This is a genomic window from Pseudoxanthomonas sp. SL93, assembly GCF_026625825.1.
Lineage (GTDB): Bacteria > Pseudomonadota > Gammaproteobacteria > Xanthomonadales > Xanthomonadaceae > Pseudoxanthomonas_A.
In genome coordinates this window covers 402,029-417,014 of the sequence record NZ_CP113065.1, presented here as the reverse complement: position 1 = coordinate 417,014, position 14,986 = coordinate 402,029, and the positions used below count along the sequence as shown (strand labels likewise).

The 14,986-nt window shown below is 68.1% G+C and carries 15 protein-coding genes and 2 pseudogenes; 12 read left to right on the top strand and 5 right to left on the bottom strand.

Annotation, left to right across the window (positions count from 1 at the left end; translation table 11 throughout):
• Window positions 1–78: 78 nt before the first annotated feature.
• Complete coding sequence (gene prmB / locus OVA13_RS01910) at window positions 79–1,008, bottom strand: 50S ribosomal protein L3 N(5)-glutamine methyltransferase (protein WP_267792145.1); 930 nt, start codon at window positions 1,006–1,008, stop codon at window positions 79–81.
• Between the two features lie 171 nt (window positions 1,009–1,179).
• On the opposite strand from prmB, the gene OVA13_RS01905 reads away from it, so the two are divergent.
• Together OVA13_RS01905 and asd are read left to right on the top strand one after the other, a co-directional pair.
• Window positions 1,180–1,833: an SCO family protein gene (locus OVA13_RS01905; protein ID WP_267792144.1), complete on the top strand. Its 654-nt coding sequence runs from the start codon at window positions 1,180–1,182 to the stop codon at window positions 1,831–1,833.
• Window positions 1,830–2,675 carry an archaetidylserine decarboxylase gene (gene asd / locus OVA13_RS01900; RefSeq protein ID WP_267792143.1) on the top strand — a complete coding sequence of 282 codons (846 nt, stop codon included), beginning with the start codon at window positions 1,830–1,832 and terminating at the stop codon, window positions 2,673–2,675. The genes OVA13_RS01905 and asd overlap by 4 nt, the downstream gene beginning before the upstream one ends.
• Before the next feature lie 28 nt (window positions 2,676–2,703).
• Here asd and OVA13_RS01895 read toward each other — a convergent pair whose 3' ends face one another.
• Both OVA13_RS01895 and OVA13_RS01890 read right to left on the bottom strand, forming a co-directional pair.
• Window positions 2,704–3,363 carry a lysoplasmalogenase gene (locus OVA13_RS01895; protein ID WP_267792142.1) on the bottom strand — a complete coding sequence of 220 codons (660 nt, stop codon included), beginning with the start codon at window positions 3,361–3,363 and terminating at the stop codon, window positions 2,704–2,706.
• Between the two features lie 15 nt (window positions 3,364–3,378).
• Entirely contained in the window at window positions 3,379–4,953 is a 1,575-nt protein-coding gene (locus OVA13_RS01890) for a transglycosylase SLT domain-containing protein (protein ID WP_267792141.1), read from the bottom strand.
• Between the two features lie 129 nt (window positions 4,954–5,082).
• Between OVA13_RS01890 and OVA13_RS01885 the strand changes: the two are divergent.
• The 3 genes and pseudogenes from OVA13_RS01885 to greB all read left to right on the top strand — a co-directional run.
• A pseudogene (locus tag OVA13_RS01885) lies at window positions 5,083–6,591 on the top strand (helicase HerA-like domain-containing protein); the annotation flags it as partial.
• A 15-nt stretch (window positions 6,592–6,606) separates the two neighbouring features.
• Window positions 6,607–7,020 (top strand): copper resistance protein NlpE N-terminal domain-containing protein, encoded by a 414-nt coding sequence (locus OVA13_RS01880; RefSeq protein ID WP_267792139.1) that lies wholly within the window; start codon window positions 6,607–6,609, stop codon window positions 7,018–7,020.
• 1 nt (window position 7,021) lies between these two features.
• On the top strand, window positions 7,022–7,525 hold the full coding sequence (gene greB / locus OVA13_RS01875) for a transcription elongation factor GreB (protein ID WP_267792138.1): 504 nt from the start codon (window positions 7,022–7,024) through the stop codon (window positions 7,523–7,525).
• Between the two features lie 3 nt (window positions 7,526–7,528).
• On the opposite strand, the pseudogene OVA13_RS01870 reads toward greB, so the two are convergent.
• Together OVA13_RS01870 and rimO are read right to left on the bottom strand one after the other, a co-directional pair.
• A pseudogene (locus OVA13_RS01870) lies at window positions 7,529–8,356 on the bottom strand (DUF3025 domain-containing protein).
• Complete coding sequence (rimO, locus tag OVA13_RS01865) at window positions 8,353–9,714, bottom strand: 30S ribosomal protein S12 methylthiotransferase RimO (protein WP_267792137.1); 1,362 nt, start codon at window positions 9,712–9,714, stop codon at window positions 8,353–8,355. The pseudogene OVA13_RS01870 and the gene rimO overlap by 4 nt, the downstream one beginning before the upstream one ends.
• 134 nt (window positions 9,715–9,848) lie before the next feature.
• Here rimO and OVA13_RS01860 point away from each other — a divergent pair, with 134 nt between their 5' ends.
• Genes OVA13_RS01860 through OVA13_RS01830 form a run of 7 tightly spaced genes read left to right on the top strand, consistent with a single transcriptional unit; the run spans window position 9,849 to window position 14,971 of the window.
• Window positions 9,849–10,508: a dienelactone hydrolase family protein gene (locus tag OVA13_RS01860; RefSeq protein WP_267792136.1), complete on the top strand. Its 660-nt coding sequence runs from the start codon at window positions 9,849–9,851 to the stop codon at window positions 10,506–10,508.
• Entirely contained in the window at window positions 10,505–10,912 is a 408-nt protein-coding gene (locus tag OVA13_RS01855; protein ID WP_267792135.1) for an HIT family protein, read from the top strand. Before OVA13_RS01860 ends, OVA13_RS01855 begins: the two co-directional genes overlap by 4 nt.
• Window positions 10,909–11,607, top strand: a complete 699-nt coding sequence (gene pxpB / locus OVA13_RS01850) for a 5-oxoprolinase subunit PxpB (protein WP_267792134.1) — start codon at window positions 10,909–10,911, stop codon at window positions 11,605–11,607. The genes OVA13_RS01855 and pxpB overlap by 4 nt, the downstream gene beginning before the upstream one ends.
• Window positions 11,604–12,542 carry a 5-oxoprolinase subunit C family protein gene (locus tag OVA13_RS01845; protein ID WP_267792133.1) on the top strand — a complete coding sequence of 313 codons (939 nt, stop codon included), beginning with the start codon at window positions 11,604–11,606 and terminating at the stop codon, window positions 12,540–12,542. Before pxpB ends, OVA13_RS01845 begins: the two co-directional genes overlap by 4 nt.
• Window positions 12,543–12,562: 20 nt before the next feature.
• A complete protein-coding gene (locus OVA13_RS01840) occupies window positions 12,563–13,324 on the top strand; it encodes a LamB/YcsF family protein (RefSeq protein ID WP_267792132.1) in 762 nt (253 codons plus the stop codon).
• Window positions 13,321–14,019: a DUF969 domain-containing protein gene (locus OVA13_RS01835; protein WP_267792131.1), complete on the top strand. Its 699-nt coding sequence runs from the start codon at window positions 13,321–13,323 to the stop codon at window positions 14,017–14,019. The genes OVA13_RS01840 and OVA13_RS01835 overlap by 4 nt, the downstream gene beginning before the upstream one ends.
• Window positions 14,006–14,971, top strand: coding sequence for a DUF979 domain-containing protein (locus tag OVA13_RS01830; RefSeq protein ID WP_267792130.1), 966 nt, complete (start codon window positions 14,006–14,008; stop codon window positions 14,969–14,971). Before OVA13_RS01835 ends, OVA13_RS01830 begins: the two co-directional genes overlap by 14 nt.
• Window positions 14,972–14,986: the final 15 nt, after the last annotated feature.

Genomic DNA, 14,986 nt, shown 5'->3' with positions numbered 1-14,986 from the left:
CTCCGGTGCTTGCCGGAAGGGGCGCCGAGCAAGCCCGGCGTCAGATGGGCGCGTGCGCGCCCGGATGCTGCGGGCGTTTCATTTTCGTGCGTCGGCCAGTGCGCGGATCTGCGCGTTGTGGCGGATCAGCTCGGCGCATTCCACCGCGAAGATGCCCATCTGCCCGACCTTGAACTCGATCCAGGCGAACTCGACATCCGGCAGCAGCTTCACCAGCGCGCGCTCGGATTCGCCGACCTCGCAGATCAGCAGGCCGTCCTGGCTCAGGTGCAACGGCGCGTCGCGCAGGATCTTCAGCACCAGGTCCAGGCCGTCGTAGCCGGCGCGCAGGCCGAGTTCCGGCTCGAAGGAATACTCCTTCGGCAGCGCATCGGTCTCGTCGTTGGTGACGTAGGGCGGGTTGGTGACGATCAGGTCGTAGTGCTTGCCGGTCAGGCCGTTGAACAGGTCCGACTTGATGAACTGCACGTTGTCGGCATGCAGGCGCGCCTTGTTTTCCGCCGACAGCGCCAGCGCATCGTCGCTGATGTCCACGCCGTCGACATGCCATGCGGGGTTGTAGTGGCCCATCGCGATGGCGATGCAGCCCGAACCCGTGCACAGGTCCAGCGCGCGGTTCACGTCGCGCCCGCCCAGCCAAGGCTCGAAGCCGGCTTCGATCAGCTCGGCGATCGGCGAGCGTGGCACCAGGGCGCGGGCATCGCTCTTGAAGCTGAGGCCGGCGAACCAGGCTTCCCCGGTCAGGTACGCCACCGGGATGCGCTCGTCCACGCGGCGCTGGAACAGCGCCAGGATCTGCGCCTTCTCGGCACCGGTCAGGCGCGCCTGGCCGTAGGCCGGCCCCAGGTCCGGCGGCAGGTGCAGCGTATGCAGGACCAGGTGCGACGCTTCGTCCAGCGCGTTGTCGTAGCTGTGGCCGAAGGTCAGTCCGGCGGCGTTGAAACGGCTGGCGCCGTAACGGATCAGGTCGATGATCGTGTGCAGTTCTGCGGCTGCTTCGGCAGTCATGGCAAGGCTTGTGGGGTGCGCCCGGGCGGTTCGGCTCCCGATTATAGGCGCTGCGCCGGTATCATGGCGGCATTGTCGGCGCGTCCGGCGGACGCAGGTCCGGCCGGGCTTCCGTGGCCCAGGCGTGCCGCGGGCGGGCCGTTTTCCTCTGACCTGCCGGACCCCTGCCCCATGTTCAACAAGAAAATCGGCTTCATATTGGTATTGGCGCTGGCCGCGGGCCTGGGCCTGCTGGCCGCGCAGAAGTACTTCGGCCCCGCCACGCGCGCGCCGCAATGGCCAGCGCTGCAGACGGTGACGATGTTCCCGCAGGCGCGCGCGCTGCCGCCGTTCTCGCTGCGCCAGTCCGACGGTACGCAACTGGCGGCGGGCGAATTGAATGGCCACTGGACGCTGGTGTTCCTCGGCTTCACCTTCTGTCCCGACGTCTGCCCGACCACCTTGGCGGAACTGGCCCAGGCCCAGGCGCAGTGGAAGGACCTGCCTGATACCACCCGCCCGCGCGTGCTGTTCGTGTCGGTGGACCCGGAACGCGACACCCCCACCCGCATCGGCGAATACGCCCATGCATTCCATCCGGACACGCTGGCGGCCACCGCCGATACGCCCACGCTGGAGAATTTCGCCAAGTCGCTGGGGTTCGTCTTCATGAAGGTGCCGGGCAAGGGCTTCGAACAGAACCCGAACGACTACAGCATGGACCACTCATCGGCGATCGGCGTGCTCGATCCGCAGGGTCGGCTGGCCGGGCTGATCCGCCCGCCGTTCCAGCCGAAGGCGATCGCATCGGACCTGCGCGCGCTGACGGAGGCGTCCGCGAAATGAGCCTGCTGACCTCGCTGACCTACGTGCTGCCGCATCGCCTGCTCTCCTCGCTGGCGCGCCGACTGGCGTATTCCACCTCGCCCGGCGTCAAGCAATGGCTGATCGACACGGTGGTGCGCAAGTTCAACGTCGACCTGGCGGAAGCGGCCGAGCCGGACCCGCGCGCGTATCCCAGCTTCAATGCGTTCTTCACCCGTGCGCTGAAGCCCGGGGCACGGGTGCCCGACGCGGATCCGTCGGCGCTGCTGATGCCGGCCGACGGCCACATCAGCCAGTGCGGCGCCATCGTCGATGGCCGCATCTTCCAGGCCAAGGGCCAGTCGTTCACCGCGGAGGAACTGCTCGGCGACGAAGCGGCCGCGGAACCCTTCCGCAACGGCCTGTATGCGACCGTCTACCTGTCGCCCCGCGACTACCACCGCGTGCACATGCCCTGGGGAGGCAAGCTGCGCGAAACCGTGCACGTACCGGGCCGACTCTTCAGCGTGGGCACGGCGGCCGTCGCCCACGTGCCGCGCCTGTTCGCGCGCAACGAGCGGCTGGTCTGCCATTTCGACACGGACTTCGGCCCCATGGCCTCGGTGATGGTCGGCGCGCTGCTGGTCTCCGGCGTGGAAACGGTCTGGAGCGGCGAAGAGATCCCGCGCTATGGCGACGCCATCACCGTGAAGGACTACCGGGGCGAAGACATCGCCCTTGACCGGTTCGACGAAATGGCGCGCTTCAACTACGGCTCCACCGTCATCATCCTGCTGCCGCCCGGCGTGGCGGAACTGGATCCCGGCCTGAAGGCAGAATCACCGGTGAGGCTGGGCCAGGTGTTGGCCCGTCTCGTTCGATAGCGGCGGGATCCGGACGCTGTTCGACGTATCACGGCGTGCTTGACGCGACCGAGCGCGCGATGCACCACTGCGCGATCCAGTACGTCACCAGCACCCAGGCCGGCGCATGCGGGATCGGCACGCTGAAGCGATCCAGCGCCAGCATGGCATCGGACAACACGAAGAACGCACCGCCAATGGCGGCCATGCGCGTCATGGCACAAGGTTGTTGCCGCCACACGCTCGCCGCCTGCGCCGCCATGCCGGCCAGCGCGAGCACATAGACGATGACAGGCACCCGCAATTCAACCGGCAGCCGTGGCCACAGCTGGGCAAACACCAACGCTGCGATGATGGCGTATGCCGCCATGGGCCAGCGCACGGCCCACCACGACCCGCGCTTGCGCAACGCAAACAGGTAGGCGACGTGAGCCAACAGGAAACTGCCCAGACCGAATACGAAACCGTCGAACGGCAACATCAGGAAGACATCGCCCAGCATGGACAACAACAGCCCCGCGATGACCAGGCGTCGATAACCGGGGACTTCCGACGTCAGTCGTGACGCCATCCCGAGGATCAGCAGCGTCGTCAGCGGCTTGAAGGCATAGTGCAACCCGCCCAGCCCATCGACCTCCGCTCCCAGTATCGCGGCCGACGCGCTGATGATGATGGCGAGCGTCCAGAGGCGACGCGTGCGCTCTTCCAAGCCGGCAACCTCCAGCTACTTCCTGCAACTCTCCAGCTTCAGCTCCTGCCCCGGCCGCACGGCGTAGGCGGGCCCCTTTAGGTTGTTGGCGCGTGCGAGCTTCTTCAGGTCGCACTGGAAGCGCTGCGCGATGCGGCCGAGCGTGTCGCCCTTCGCGACGCGGTAGTCGCGGGCCTGTTCCGCCTTGGGTTCGGCGGGCTTCGGCTCGCCGGTGGCCACCGTGGTCGGTACGCCGGCCACGGGCGTGACGTCGCCGACCGCCACGTTGCCGGTGCGCGCGCCCCGGCGGATGGCGGCATTCGGGTCGGCCAGGACCAGCGTGCGCGCCAGTTCCGCGCGCGGACCGCTGGTGCAGTGCCGGTTGTAGAGCGAGACGATGCGCGTATTGGCCTTCAGCGTGGTGCCCGCGGGAATCCAGGCCTCGGCCTGGTAACGCGGGTTGAGGTTGCGCAGCGTGCGCATGTAGCCCTCACGCGTGCCGCCATTGCCCAGGCAGATCGTCAGCTCGTAGATGGAGGCATCGCGCGCCAGCTTGAACGTGGCGGGCTGTACGTTGACCTTTGGGAACTCCAGCCCGTACTGCGTGGGGTGCAGGAACAACCACGCCGCCGCGATCACCATCGGCACGTATTCGCGGGTTTCGCCGGGGAACTGGCTGTAGACCACGTCATCCCAGAAACCCAGGCCCAGGTTCTGCCGGTAGACGCGCGCCGCACGGCCTTCACCGCCGTTGTAGGCGGCCAGCGCCATTTCGATGTTGTTGTTCAACTCGCGCATGCGTTCGTTGATGTACGCCGCGCTGGCTTCGCCCGAGGCGTACGGGTCGTAGCGCGTATCGAAACCGGTGCCGTCCGGGCCGATGCCGAAACGGCGGCCGGTGGCATACATGAACTGCATGGGGCCGGCCGCACCCGCGCGCGAAGTGGCATGCACGCGACCGTTGGATTCCTTCGCCATGATGCCGAACAGCAGCGCTTCCGGCAGGCGCTGGCGTTCCCAGCTGGGATACATCTCGGCGCGCATGTTCTGGTAGTTCTCGTAGCTGTCGATCAGCGCCGGGCGCATGTCGGTCAGCCAGCGGCGGATGCCGGCCTGCACGGCGGGGTTGTACTCGACCATGCGATCGAAGGCATGTCGCTGATCGTTGAGGAGCGCGGCCGCGCGCGCGGTTTCGGGCACGTTGCCGCCCGGCTGGACCGAGTGGTCGGTGCCGTCGTCCAGGGCGTCCGCGACCACTTCTTCACCGGAGGCCGAGGCTTCGCCGTCCGCATTGTCCTTCAGCAGGCGCTTGTACGTCGCCAGCAACGTGTGCACCTGGCAGCCGCGCTGCTTGATGCACGCATCCAGCACATCCTCCATGTCTTCCAGCGCCGCGTCACTCTCGGCCGCGCCCTTGGGGTCGCTGTTGGCGATCAACACCAGGCCGTCGCGGTAGCGCTTCTCGGCGGCCGCCATGCGTGCGTTGAGCTGGTCGATGGCCGTCTTGTCGCGGGCGGAGACACGCTGCGCAGCAGCCTGTGGCGAGGCGAGCAGCAGCGCCAGCGCGGCCAGCAGTGGCCAGGCGCGCGTGGAAAATGAAGCAAATGACATCAGCAATGCATCCACAAGTGTGAGTCGGGAGGGTAGCCCCGCAGCGCGGCATCGGCAAGGTCGACACGGCATGCCCGGTGTCCCTGCGGACAGGTTCAACCGCTAGAATCGGCACTTCATACCGAGAGAAACGCCATGGATCCGATCCTGCTGGGCAAGGGCATCACCGATGACATCCCCGTCACGCTGCAGCCGAAGTTCGGCAACCGGCACGGACTGGTCGCCGGCGCCACCGGCACGGGCAAGACGGTCACGCTGATGACGCTTGCCGAAGGCTTCTCGCGGATGGGCGTCCCGGTGTTCATGGCCGATGTGAAAGGCGACGTGGCCGGTCTGGCCGCCGCGGGCGATGGCAGCGAGCGCGTCCTGCAGCGCGCACGCGACATCGGCATCACCGACTATGCGCCGGGCGCGAACCCCGTGGTGTTCTGGGATCTGTACGGCAAGTTGGGCCATCCGGTGCGCACCACCGTCAGCGAAATGGGGCCTACCCTGCTCTCGCGCATCCTGGAGTTGAACGACACCCAGAGTGGCGTGCTGGACATCGTGTTCAAGCTGGCCGACGACCGTGGCCTGCTGCTGCTCGACCTGGAAGACCTGCGAGCCCTGCTGGGTCTGGTCGCCGCCGAGCGCAAGGACATCTCCACCAGCTACGGGCTGGTCAGCACGCAGTCGGTGGGCGCGATCCAGCGCGCGCTGCTGCGGCTGGAACAGGAAGGCGGCGAGATGTTCTTCGGTGAACCCGCGCTGGAACTGGCCGACCTGATGCGCACCACCACCGACGGCCGCGGCGTGATCGGCATCCTGGCCGCGGACCAGCTGATCATGAAGCCGCGCTTGTACTCCAGCTTCCTGCTGTGGCTGCTCTCGGAGCTGTTCGAGACCCTGCCGGAAGTCGGCGACCTCGACAAGCCCAAGCTGGTCTTCGTCTTCGATGAGGCGCACCTGCTGTTCGACGATGCGCCCGCCGCCCTGCAGCAGCGCATCGAGCAGGTCGTGCGGCTTATCCGTTCCAAGGGCGTGGGCGTGTACTTCTGCTCGCAGTTCCCCGACGACGTGCCGGACAACATCCTGGGCCAGCTGGGCAATCGCGTGCAGCATGCATTGCGTGCGTTCACCCCGCGCGACCAGAAGGCAGTGAAGACCGCCGCGCAGACATTCGTGCCCAATCCCAAGCTGGACGTGGCCCAGGCCATCTCCACGTTGGGCACCGGCGAAGCGCTCGTGTCCACGTTGCAGGACAAGGGCGTTCCCTCACCCGTGCAGCAGACGCTGGTTTCGCCGCCACGCTGCAGGATGGGCGCGATCACCGACGCCGAGCGCCAGCAGGTGCGCAATGGCAGCCCGGTGGGCGTGAAGTACGACACTGCCATCGATCGCGAATCCGCCGCCGAGATGCTGGCCAAACGCGCGGAGTCGGCCATGGAGAACGCGGGCGCACCTGCCGCGAAGACGGAGAAGGACGATCCGGACGCGGGCGGCTTCGGACAGACCGTCAAGGACGCGGTATTCGGTACCAAGCGGCGCCAAGGCATGGTGGAAACCATGGCCAAGCAGACCGCCCGCACGGTGGGCAACCAGCTGGGTCGCCAGATCCTGCGGGGCATCATGGGCAGCATCTTCGGCGGCAAACGCTGAGCCCGCAGGCTGCGCATGAAGATCGTGTCCGCCATGTTGATGTGTGCTCTCTCGATGGTTGCGTGCCCGCGGGCAAGCGCGGGCGACAAGGCGCTGGCGACGTTCGCCGGCAAGTTCTATGGCAGCGTCTCCGACGCCACGTGCGCGTCGCGCGACATGCTGCTCACGCTGCAGGCGGATGGCAGCTATGCGGTGCAGTCGCACTGCCAGGATGACCTGCAGGCATCGCCGATGCAGGAAGGCACCTGGTCGCAGACCTGGAATGGCACCTGCGTGCAACTGGTGCCTGCTGCACGCACGTCAGCCACCCTGGAGTTCGCCATCCACGACGACGACCTGCTGGTCCTGACCACCGGCAGCTGCATCGAACCGGTCGAGGATCCGCGCGGACGCACGCTGCGGCGCGCGGCCACCGTCGGGGAACGCTGACGTGTCGCGCTGGCGCCCGCCGGGCGAGAAGAGCACCGCCCTGATCACCCGCGAAGGCCATGATCGCCTGAAGGCGGAACTGGATGACCTGTGGCGCACCAGGCGCCCGGAAGTGGTGAAGGCGCTCGCTGCCGCCGCCGCCGAGGGCGACCGCTCGGAGAACGCCGAGTACACGTACCGGAAGAAACAGCTCGGCGAGATCGACCGCCGCGTGCGCTACCTCAGCAAGCGGCTGGAAGTGCTGCGCGTGGTCGACACCGCACCCAGCGATCCCGAGGCCGTGTTCTTCGGTGCCACCATCGAACTGGAGAACCTCGCCACCGGCGAGGCATCGCGCTATCGCATCGTTGGCCCGGACGAGACCGACGCGGCCCGTGGCTGGATCAGCATCGATTCACCGATGGCGCGTGCGCTGTTGAAGAAGCGCATCGATGACGAGTTCGCCGTGGAGCTGCCGGGCGGCATCACCCGCTTCGTGCTCGTGGACGTCAGCTACGCCGGCTGATCCTCACGACGGTCGCGGGTATACGCGGCCCTCCCGCAGCGGCCGGAAATAGTCTTCCTGCGCATAGAACGCCTCGCCCTGCCCTGCATGCCAGCCCGGAATACCGGCCAGCGGCAGCGGACGCAACGCTGCCGGCACAGCAAGGATCGCACCGGCGGAAATCGCTTCGACCACGCGTGCGACGCCGTCGGCAGGATCACCCTGCACCACCACGCACTTGCCGACCAGCAGGCGCCCCGGCACCAGCATCTGCTCCATCAGTGCGTGTCCCACCACCGCAACAACCGCGATGTCGCCGTTGCGCCAGCGCCCGGCGTTCGCAAGGAAAAGCGCCGCCCAGTCATGCCGGTCCCAAAGATCCAGCAGCCTCGGATCACGCACCTGCACGATGACGCCGGACTCATCGAACTGGGTCAGCGCCTGTTGCGCGGGGCTTCGCTCACCTGTTCCCACCGCTGCGATATGGCGGCACTACTGCTGGTTAAGCGCATGTTTGAGGGACGGATGACGCATCCACACCAGCGCGTTGAACAGGTCGTGCCAGTTCTCCGCCCGCGTGGCGATGCGCCCCTTCGCGACACGCGCTTCGTAGTGCAGACCGTCGGCGAGCAGGGCCGCGTCCTGCATCACGAAGCGCGGCCCAGACGGCGGCATCCGCGCATTGAGGGCTTCGATCTCCGGCCATCGCGCGGCCGTCATCAGGTCAAGGTACGCGTCGTATCCGTCGAACAGGGGATGCCGGAAACACGCGGCATCCACCTGTCCACGCAAGGGGGCGACGAAACGACGCCGGCCATCGCCAGCCTGGGCACCGGTCGCTGGCGCGGTCACAGCACCCTGAAATCGAGCGGCCTGCCCGCCGTTCCGACGATGGCATCGCCGAACAGGTCGTGCTCGTCGCTCTCGGTGATCTCCACGTCGACGAACTGGCCCACACGCAGGCCGGCTTCGCCGCCATTCTGGATGTGCACCAGGCCATCGATCTCCGGCGCATCGGCCTTCGAACGTGCCACGGCGATATCGTCCTCGATCAGGTCCACCAGGCACTGCTGCACGGTGCCGATCTTGGCCTCCAGGCGCGCCGCGGAGATCTCCGCCTGCTTCTGCATGAAGCGCGCCAGGCGCTCCTGCTTGACCTCTTCCGGCACCGGGTCGGGCAGCAGGTTCGCTGCCGCGCCTTCCACCGGCGAATAGGCGAACGCGCCCACGCGGTCCAGCTGGGCTTCGTCGAGGAACTGCAGCAGTTCCTCGAATTCCCGGTCCGTCTCGCCCGGGAAGCCGACGATGAACGTGGAGCGCAAGGTGATGTCGGGGCTGATCGAACGCCAGCGCTTCACGCGCTCCAGCGTCTTGTCGACGGCACCGGGGCGCTTCATCAGCTTGAGGATGCGCGGGCTGGCATGCTGGAATGGGATGTCCAGGTACGGCAGCACCCTGCCCTCGGCCATCAGCGGAATCACGTCGTCCACGTGCGGATACGGGTAGACGTAGTGCATGCGTACCCAGGCATCGAGTTCGCCCAGGCCTTCGCACAGCGCCTTCATGCGCGTCTGGTACGCCTTGCCACGCCACTCGCGCTCGGCGTACTTCACGTCCACGCCGTAAGCCGAGGTGTCCTGCGACACCACCAGCAGTTCCTTCACGCCGCCGCGCACCAGGCGCTCGGCCTCGCGCAGCACGTCATCGACCGGACGCGAGACCAGGTCGCCACGCATCGACGGAATGATGCAGAAGCTGCAGCGGTGGTTGCAGCCTTCGGAAATCTTGAGATAAGCGTAATGGCGCGGCGTCAGCTTGATGCCGTAGTCCGGCACTAGGTCGACGAAGGGGTCGTGCCGGGGCGGCAACGCGGCGTGCACCGCCTCCATCACGCTCTGGTAGTCCTGCGGGCCGGAGACCGCCAGGACATCCGGGTAGTGCTCGCGGATCTGCTCCGGGCGCTTGCCCAGGCAGCCGGTCACGATGACCTTGCCGTTCTCGTTCATCGCCTCGCCGATGGCGTCCAGCGATTCGGTCACCGCCGAGTCGATGAAACCGCAGGTGTTCACCACCACCACGTCGGCAGCGTCGTACGTCGGCACGATGTCGTAACCCTCCACCCGCAACTGGGTGAGGATGCGCTCGGAGTCGACCAGGGCTTTCGGGCAGCCGAGGCTGACGAAACCCACTTTCGGGTTCTGCAGGGACATGGGACGGATGGCGGACGAAAAAAGGGGCGGCGGATTATACCGCCCCGACCCGCCGGCTTCCGGACCGACGTGGGGGACGCCCTTGGCGTGTGGGACTACACTGGCCTCCCCCTGCTCGCCGATGCCATCCCCGAATGGGCCACTGGACCACGTTCGATTCCCCGCAAGGCCGCATTTCCGCCTGGAAGGCCGAACCCCACGGTCCGCCGCGCGGGTCGCTGGTGGTCGTGCAGGAAATCTTCGGCGTCAACCCGCACATCCGGGCGGTGGCCGAGGGTTTCGCGGTGGAAGGCTACGTGGCGCTTGCGCCCGCCTACTTCGACCCGCTTGAACTGAATGTCGAGCTGGATTACGACGATGCGGGTATCGCCCGCGGGCGTGAGCTGATCACCGCGCTGGGCCTGGACAATGCACTGGCGATCACGGCAGCCGCGGCGGAAAGCCTGGGGTCACCGGGCAAGGTCGGCACCGTGGGTTACTGCTGGGGCGGCACCGTCGCGCTGCTGGCGGCGCTGCGCCTCGGGCTGCCTTCGGTGAGCTACTACGGCGCACGCAACGTTCCCTTCCTGGGCGAGCACCCCCGCGCGCCGGTGATGTTCCACTTCGGCGACTACGACACCTCCATCCCGCCGGAGAAGGTGCAGCAGCATCGCGAGCGCCTGCCGCAGATGGACACCCATACCTATCCTGCCGGCCACGGTTTCAACTGCGACCTGCGCGCCGACTACGAGCCCGCCAGTGCGCGTCTCGCACGCGAACGTACGCTGGCCTTCTTCGGACGACATCTCGCATGACCGGTTTCCAGCTCGACCCCCGCCTGGCCGCTGACAGCGTATTCATCGCCGACGGCCCGCTCTCGCAGGTGCGGTTGATGGATGACACCCGCTTCCCCTGGCTGGTGCTGGTGCCGCGCGTCGCCGATGTCAGCGAATGGCTGGAACTGGACGGTGGACAGCAGCGCCTGCTGCTGGCCGAGATCAACCAGGCCGGCAACCTGATCCGTGCCCAGCAGGGCGTGCAGAAACTCAACATCGGCGCGCTCGGCAACATCGTGCGGCAACTGCACGTCCACCTGGTCGGGCGGCACGAGGGTGATGCGGCCTGGCCGGGACCGGTATGGGGCAGCGGCGCGGCGATCCGGCACACACCCGAAGCGTTGGCTGACGACGTCGCCCGCTGGCAGCAACGGCTGCGATGAGCGGCCCCCGCATTGAACCGCTGGGCGACGACGCCCTGCTGGTGCGCTTCGGCGATGCCATCGACGGCGACACCAACCAGCGTGTCCACGCACTGGCCCGTCACCTGCGCCAGCGGGCACCCGCATGGCTGCGCGACCTCGTGCCGGCCTATGCCAGCCTCGGCGTGTTTTTCGACAGCGCGCGCATGCAGGGCGAGGATCCCCATGACGTGATCGCGGAGGCGGTGGCCGCCTGGGCAGACCCCTCGATAGCCCCCGGAAACGCGACGCCGACGCTCCACGAGATCCCGGTGTGCTACGGCGCGGGTTTCGGCGAGGACCTCGCGGCGGCCGCGCGTGAACTCGGGCTTGAAGAAGCCGAGCTGATCGCGCGCCACAGCGCACCGCGCTATCGCGTCGCGATGATCGGCTTCGCGCCGGGATTCCCCTACCTGCTGGGATTGGATCCCGCACTCGCGCTGCCGCGACTGGCAACACCGCGCGCACGGGTGCCGGCCGGCTCGGTGGCGGTGGGCGGCGCACAGACGGGCATCTATCCGCATGCAAGCCCCGGTGGCTGGCGCCTGCTCGGGCGCACGCCGCTGACATTGTTCGACGCACGCCGTGATGCGCCTTCGCTGCTGCTGCCGGGCGATGAAGTCCGCTTCGTGCCGATCGATGCGCAAGCCTTCGCCGCACTGGCAGGCAGCGCATGAGCCGCTGGGAAGTACTGTCGCCGGGCCTGCAGACCACCGTGCAGGACCAGGGCCGCACCGGCTGGCGGCACCTCGGCGTGGCCCGCGCCGGCGCGCTTGATCCGTCCGCGCTGGCACTGGCCAACCGGCTGGTCGGCAATGCGGAATCCTGTGCCGGGCTGGAGATCGTGCTGCAGGGGCCACGCCTTCGCCTGCCCCGACCCTCCCTCATCGCACTGGTGGGCGCACACGTGCAGGCCTCGTGGAACGACCTGCCTTTGCCGATGGGTCGACCGATCCATCTACCGGCCGGAGAGTTGAAACTGGGCGCGGTACGCGATGGCGCACGTACCTGGCTGGCGATGACCGGCGGCATGGATGTCGCGCCCGTCCTGGGCAGCCGCAGCACCGACCTGCGTGGCGGCTTCGGCGGCCATGAAGGGCGCGCCCTGAGAGCCGGCGATCTGCTGCCGGCCGGGAGCAGCGACGATGCCGCCGCGCAGCCGCGGTTTCCCCGCTGGTGGATCGATCCCGACGACCCGTGGACCGTGGATCGGCACGTGCTGCGCTATGTCCCGTTGCATCACGCGGCAGCGTCAGCGCTGGGCATGCAGCGCTGGCGCGTCCACCCCAACAGCAACCGGCAGGGGCTTCGACTGGACGGGGCGCCGCTTGAAGCGCAGGACGGCAGCGGCGTCTCCGAGCCGGTGGCGGTGGGCACGCTGCAGCTTCCTCCCGACGGACAGCCGATCCTGCTGCTTGCGGATGCGCAGACGGTGGGCGGTTACCCGCGAATCGGCCACGTGGTTGCCTGCGACCTCGGCCGGGCGGCGCAGTTGCGACCCGGTGAGTCCGTCCACTTCGAACCCATCGACCTGCGGCAAGCCCGCGCGCTGTCGCTCGGGCACCAGCACCGGCTGGCGCGGGTGCGGCTGGCCATCGCACAACGCCTCTAAGCCTGGGGTACGCTCAACGCATGCATGCAACGCGCGACATCGATTTCAACTGCGACCTGGGCGAGGACTGCGGGGATGACGCCGCGCTGTTGCCCTTCATCAGTTCGGCCAGCATCGCCTGCGGCTTCCATGCCGGGTCGCCGGTCACCATGCAGAAGACCGTGGCGCTGTGCCTGGCCAACGGCGTGGCGATCGGCGCGCACCCCTCGCATGCGGACCGCGACAACTTCGGCCGCATCGCGCATGCGATCGAACCCGCCGCCGCGTATGCGCTCACCCTGTACCAGGTCGCGGCGCTGGATGGTTTCGTGCGTGCCGCCGGTGCGCGCCTGCACCACGTCAAGCCGCATGGCGCGCTGTACAACCAGGCGGCGCAGGATGAAGCGCTCGCCGACGCCATCGCGCAGGCCGTGTACGACCACGATCCCGGCCTGGTGCTGTACGGACTTTCCGGCAGCGCGCTCACTGCCGCCGGTGAACGGCGGGGCCTGCAGGTGGCGCATGAAGCCTTCGCCGAGCGCCGCTACGAATCCGATGGCCGCCTGACGCCGCGCACCCATGCCGATGCATGCCTGCCTTCCGTCGAAGCATCGGTGGCGCAGGTCACGCGGATGCTGCGGGATGGCGAAGTGGTCACGCGCACCGGTCCTGCCCTGCCCTTGCGCGCCGACAGCATCTGCCTGCATGGCGATCGCGCCGACGCCGCGACTTTCGCGCGTGCGCTGCGCGAGGCCATCGAGGCCGCCGGTTTCGCGGTCCGCGCCATGGAGCGTCGCGCATGAGCTACTGGCCATTGCTGGGCATCGCGGTGGTGGTGGTGGGCTTCGTGCTGCGCTTCAACCCGGTGATCGTGGTGGTCGGCGCGGGCCTGGTCAGCGGCCTGGCCGCGGGCAAGTCGATCCCCGAACTGCTGGCCTTGCTGGGGGAAAGTTTCGTCTCCAATCGCGCGCTGCTGATGTTCGCGCTGACCCTGCCCACCATCGGACTGCTGGAACGCGCCGGCTTGCGCGAGCATGCGCTGCGCTGGATCGCACAGTTGCGCGGACTGACGCTGTCGCGGCTGCTGGCGGGTTACCTGCTGGTGCGCCAGGGGCTGAGCATGGTGGGACTGATCGACATCGCCGGCCATGCACAGACCGTGCGCCCGCTGCTGGCCCCCATGGCCGAATCGGCCGCGGAAAAAACCCGCGCGCCCCTCCAGCGCGAGGAAGCGCAACGCGTGCATGCGATGGCCGCCGCCACCGACAACATCGGCCGGTTCTTCGGTGAAGACGTCTTCCTGGCGTTCGGCGCGGTGCTGCTGATCCAGGGCTTCTACGCCCAGCACGGCATCGCGCTGGAGCCGCTGCAGATCGCGCTGTGGGCGCTGCCGACGGCGATTGCCGCGTTTGTCATCCACGCGGTGCGCATCGTGTTGTTCCAGCGCCGGCTGGATCGCCACGCCGTGCCGAAGGAGCGCAGCGATGCTGTCGATTGACCAGTTCTACCTGCTGCTCGCGGCCTTCCTCGCCTACGCAGGGTGGCGGAACCTGCGCCAGCATCGGTATGCACACGCCGCGTTCTGGGGCCTGATCGCGCTGCTGTTCGCGGGCGGCGGGCACGTGCTGCGCGCCAGCAAGGCCGGCGACCCGCTGCCCGCGCAGCTCGCCGGTGCCGCGGTCATCGCACTCGCCCTGCTGGCCACGCGCATGCGCCGGGAGCCGCAGGATGAAGCGCCCGAAGCCGAACGCCTCGCCTCCGCGCTGCGGCTGGGACATCGCCTGTTCCTGCCCGCGCTGCTGATTCCCGCGCTGACCATCCTGGTGGTGGTGGCCGGGCCGCATCTATCGTTTGGCGGAACACCGCTGTTCGCTTCCGCCGGCCTCACGCTGACCGGGCTGGCATTGGCCTGCACGGTCTCCGCGCTGGCGGCGGTGGTGGTGACACGCCAGCGTGCGTTGCAGGCCGCGGACGAAGGCCGGCGGCTGTTGGACACGCTGGGCTGGGCAGCGCTGTTGCCACTCGTACTGGCGACCCTGGGCGGCGTGTTCGCGGCCAGTGGCGTGGGCGAAGCGGTGGCATCGCTGGTCTCGATGGTGATTCCGGCCGACAGCCGCATCGCCTGCCTGCTGGCCTTCGCGCTGGGCATGGTGGTGTTCACGGTGATCATGGGCAATGCGTTTGCCGCGTTCCCGGTGATGATGGCCGGCATCGGCCTGCCGCTGCTGGTGCAACGGCATGGTGCCGACCCGGCCATCCTGGGGGCGATCGGCATGCTGACGGGCTACTGCGGCACGCTGCTGACGCCGATGGCCGCCAACTTCAACATCGTGCCGGCGGTGCTGCTGGAGCTGGACGACCAGTACGGCGTGATCCGCGCGCAGGCCGCTACCGGACTGTGGCTGATGGGCACCAACGTGCTGCTGATGGCCTGGCTGTGTTTCCGTTGATGCATCTTTCCCGCG

Bases quoted from the DNA above. Each gene is read 5' to 3' on its own strand.
- pxpB (WP_267792134.1), top strand. From the start codon at position 10,909: ATGAGCGGCCCCCGCATTGAACCGCTGGGCGACGACGCCCTGCTGGTG.
- OVA13_RS01890 (WP_267792141.1), bottom strand. From the start codon at position 4,953: ATGTCATTTGCTTCATTTTCCACGCGCGCCTGGCCACTGCTGGCCGCG.
- rimO (WP_267792137.1), bottom strand. From the start codon at position 9,714: ATGTCCCTGCAGAACCCGAAAGTGGGTTTCGTCAGCCTCGGCTGCCCG.
- OVA13_RS01840 (WP_267792132.1), top strand. From the start codon at position 12,563: ATGCATGCAACGCGCGACATCGATTTCAACTGCGACCTGGGCGAGGAC.
- OVA13_RS01845 (WP_267792133.1), top strand. From the start codon at position 11,604: ATGAGCCGCTGGGAAGTACTGTCGCCGGGCCTGCAGACCACCGTGCAG.
- OVA13_RS01905 (WP_267792144.1), top strand. From the start codon at position 1,180: ATGTTCAACAAGAAAATCGGCTTCATATTGGTATTGGCGCTGGCCGCG.
- OVA13_RS01835 (WP_267792131.1), top strand. From the start codon at position 13,321: ATGAGCTACTGGCCATTGCTGGGCATCGCGGTGGTGGTGGTGGGCTTC.
- asd (WP_267792143.1), top strand. From the start codon at position 1,830: ATGAGCCTGCTGACCTCGCTGACCTACGTGCTGCCGCATCGCCTGCTC.
- prmB (WP_267792145.1), bottom strand. From the start codon at position 1,008: ATGACTGCCGAAGCAGCCGCAGAACTGCACACGATCATCGACCTGATC.
- OVA13_RS01860 (WP_267792136.1), top strand. From the start codon at position 9,849: ATGGGCCACTGGACCACGTTCGATTCCCCGCAAGGCCGCATTTCCGCC.
- OVA13_RS01830 (WP_267792130.1), top strand. From the start codon at position 14,006: ATGCTGTCGATTGACCAGTTCTACCTGCTGCTCGCGGCCTTCCTCGCC.
- OVA13_RS01880 (WP_267792139.1), top strand. From the start codon at position 6,607: ATGAAGATCGTGTCCGCCATGTTGATGTGTGCTCTCTCGATGGTTGCG.
- OVA13_RS01855 (WP_267792135.1), top strand. From the start codon at position 10,505: ATGACCGGTTTCCAGCTCGACCCCCGCCTGGCCGCTGACAGCGTATTC.